The sequence below is a fragment of the Synechocystis sp. FACHB-908 genome, from assembly GCF_014698595.1.
GTDB lineage: Bacteria > Cyanobacteriota > Cyanobacteriia > Cyanobacteriales > Microcystaceae > Synechocystis.
In genome coordinates this window covers 1-2,754 of record NZ_JACJTH010000001.1, presented here as the reverse complement: position 1 = coordinate 2,754, position 2,754 = coordinate 1, and the positions used below count along the sequence as shown (strand labels likewise).

Annotated in this window: 4 protein-coding genes and 2 pseudogenes; 4 read left to right on the top strand and 2 right to left on the bottom strand. The window is 47.7% G+C overall.

Features of this window, described 5'->3' with window-relative positions; all coding sequences use genetic code 11:
- The 4 genes and pseudogenes from H6G46_RS00030 to H6G46_RS00015 all read left to right on the top strand — a co-directional run.
- Nucleotides 1-978 (top strand): hypothetical protein (locus H6G46_RS00030; protein ID WP_190759810.1); only part of this gene is annotated, 978 nt, incomplete at its 5' end.
- A pseudogene (locus H6G46_RS18340) lies at nt 908-1,066 on the top strand (hypothetical protein); the annotation flags it as partial. The gene H6G46_RS00030 and the pseudogene H6G46_RS18340, both read left to right, overlap by 71 nt.
- Entirely contained in the window at nt 1,017-1,412 is a 396-nt protein-coding gene (locus H6G46_RS18335) for a hypothetical protein (RefSeq protein WP_223211237.1), read from the top strand. The pseudogene H6G46_RS18340 and the gene H6G46_RS18335, both read left to right, overlap by 50 nt.
- A 382-nt stretch (nt 1,413-1,794) precedes the next feature.
- Nucleotides 1,795-2,211, top strand: a complete 417-nt coding sequence (locus H6G46_RS00015; RefSeq protein ID WP_011153644.1) for a cytidine deaminase — start codon at nt 1,795-1,797, stop codon at nt 2,209-2,211.
- Between the two features lie 115 nt (nt 2,212-2,326).
- Here H6G46_RS00015 and H6G46_RS00010 read toward each other — a convergent pair whose 3' ends face one another.
- Both H6G46_RS00010 and H6G46_RS00005 read right to left on the bottom strand, forming a co-directional pair.
- On the bottom strand, nt 2,327-2,560 hold the full coding sequence (locus H6G46_RS00010) for a hypothetical protein (RefSeq protein ID WP_011153643.1): 234 nt from the start codon (nt 2,558-2,560) through the stop codon (nt 2,327-2,329).
- Nucleotides 2,557-2,754, bottom strand: a pseudogene (locus H6G46_RS00005) (ParA family protein); the annotation flags it as partial. The gene H6G46_RS00010 and the pseudogene H6G46_RS00005, both read right to left, overlap by 4 nt.

The following is a 2,754-nucleotide window of genomic DNA, read 5'->3' as shown; positions in this document are numbered from 1 at the left end:
GGAGAGGAAAAATATTCCGCCGCCGGTCGTACTAAAAAGCGCACCAAGAAGAACCAGAGCTTTGATTGGCTCCCCGATGGCCCCTGGAGCATTGAGGGCAAGCTAGACCCCAACTTCCGGGATTGGTTGGCGAAGAACTGGCAGAAGCGTTACGGCGGAGACTTCCACGACAAGCAGGCGGATGTGTTGGCCCATTTCAGGAAAGACCCAGCTAATTTGCCCATTCGGTGGGAGCAGTATCAGAAAGAATTCATTCATCGGGTGGAAAATACCCAAATGCGCCTCGCTAATGGCTGTCAAATCCCTGAAGACCAGCAACAGAACCTAATCACCCATCAACGGGCAGTGACGACGGTTTTACCCCCAGAAATTAACCCTGTGGCGGTGGTTGCTACTCAGTCGCCAGTGCTTTTGCCTGGTGTGGAGGAGGTTACTAGGGGTTTGGAAGGTGTGGAGCCGGTGGCGGACTTATCCGCTAGTAAAAATCTTGAGGAAGCCGAGCTGGCCACTACTGAAACCTGTTCCCTGGTCACTGAATGTGAACCCTCCCCTTGGGAAAGCGAAAGTCCCACCGAGGAATTGGAAGCAGTTACTAGGGGTTTGGAAAGTGTGGAACCAGTTGCAAACTTATCCCCTAATAAAAATCTTGAGGGAGCCGAGCTGGCCGCTACTGATAACTGCCCGGAATATACGACCCTACCCGATGGTACTCGCTTGAAGGTGTTTAAGCGTCAGCCCGAACCGGAGCCGGTGGCCCCAGAGCAAGCCCAAGCATTCCGGCAAATGATGCAGGGTTTATTCAAGGGTTTTGGTAGTAAGCGGGAGGTTTGCCCCAAGCCCCAGTCCGAACTGGAACGTCTCAATCAATGGCTCTATGACCCGGCCCTACGGGAGGAAGCAATTAACTATGCTCGGCGATCGCCAAATTACAAATACTGCTCCGAAACTGACCAAATTATCCACTGTGAGGAGTTCTAGCCATGGAAAGCTTAAACACCTCGACCTATTTGCCGGATGTGGGGGATTCACCCTGGCCGCAGAACAAACCGGAGGAAAAATACAAACAACTCAGTTTGTTGAAATCGACCCCGACTGTCACGCCATCCTCCAGCATCACTGGCCCCAGGGTGAAAATAAAACTTCGATGGCCCTTACCGGAAGTACGCCCCCGGCGATCTCGAGGCCAGGGTAGTGGTTATATCCGACTGCACTATTGCGAAAAACAGACCCGCTCCGGCAAAAAATCCTATGAGCAGTACTACTATCACTATGAGCTTTGGGAGAATGGCATCAGACAGCACAAGGGGTCAAAGTATATCCCGAAGGATAAGCTTGATGTGGTGGAGGAATGGGATAGAAAGAAAGTGGATGTAGTCCTCATTCTGCAATATCTTGGCAAGGCGACGGACTAATTAAACCCCACAACGGCGATCGGTTAGCCTCTTCCGATGGACTGGTGTGGATTGCATAATTAGCCCCTAGTAATTTTTGGAGACTGTTAGCCGATCTTTGTTGGATGAACTGAACTTTCACCTAGTTGAGTTTGTAGCCTGATGCGTATGCGAATTACCAAATATTTGCGTAAAAGCCCTGTTTACAATGATTTTGACTATTTCTTGAGTCTGCTTATTTGCGTACTTGGACTTTTGGATATTTAGTCAGTTGCCATAAGTGGTTTCTGATTACATTGAAAGAATCCGTTTTGTTCTCGAAACCCCTAGTAATTTTTTTGAGATTGTTGGGTAGTTTGAAAGTGCAGTAGAGTCACCGATAGATAATCATGGGATTTTGCCAATGGTTGATATTTGTTGGGAGCAGTTACATCGATCTGCCATTGAGGTTCGACAAAATGCCTATGCCCCCTATTCTCATTTTTTAGTGGGGGCGGCAGGACTCGTGGATGACGGGCGAATTGTTGTTGGTTGTAATATCGAAAATGCCTCCTATGGCTTAACCCTTTGTGCCGAGTGTGGTTTGGTTTCCCATTTGATAGCTACTGGCGGGGGACGTTTACTGGCAGTGGTCTGTGTTGATAGTCAGGATAATTATCTTGCTCCCTGTGGCCGCTGTCGTCAGGTTTTGTTGGAGCATGGCGGTAAGGAATTACAAGTTATGACCCCCACCGGGCCGCTACCAATGGCTGAATTATTGCCCTGGTCATTTGGCCCACAAGATTTACGTCGGGTTGGTGGATTGAACACAAACCCCTAGTAAAATAACTTGCCCTGTTGCGTATGCAAGTTGACGAATAATTGCTGACTTGCGTAGAAGCTTTTGAAGCCAAGGTTTTTGAGATTATGATTGTCCACTAACTTGCGTACTCAACTTACTGATTATTCAACCATTCAGATAACAGGGTTTCAACCAAATCGGAGAAGTCTCGCTTTTCTTCCTCTTGGAGCAAGGCAATTTTGACATTCCTATAGGTTTCCTTGCGGATATAGGCAGAGACTTGCTCATAATCTGGATCGCTACGCTTACCTCTTGTTTTGGTTTTTCTTTGGCTTTCTGCTGGGGCCGTTTGTTTGTGACTGTCCAAAATCCCTTTAAATTTGCTCATATCAAAATTTCCTCAACAATTTCTTTTCCAGTGGCTTTGTAGTCAGACCAGGCTATACCCGCTTTTGAATCACTCACCTCAGAAACAACAACACCGTTAAGGGATGCCTTCTGAAAGGCGGAATAACGTTTAATTCCTCTTTTAAATAGGGGTAATCCCGCAGTGGTGAGTAACTGTCGAGCCTCGTCACCATC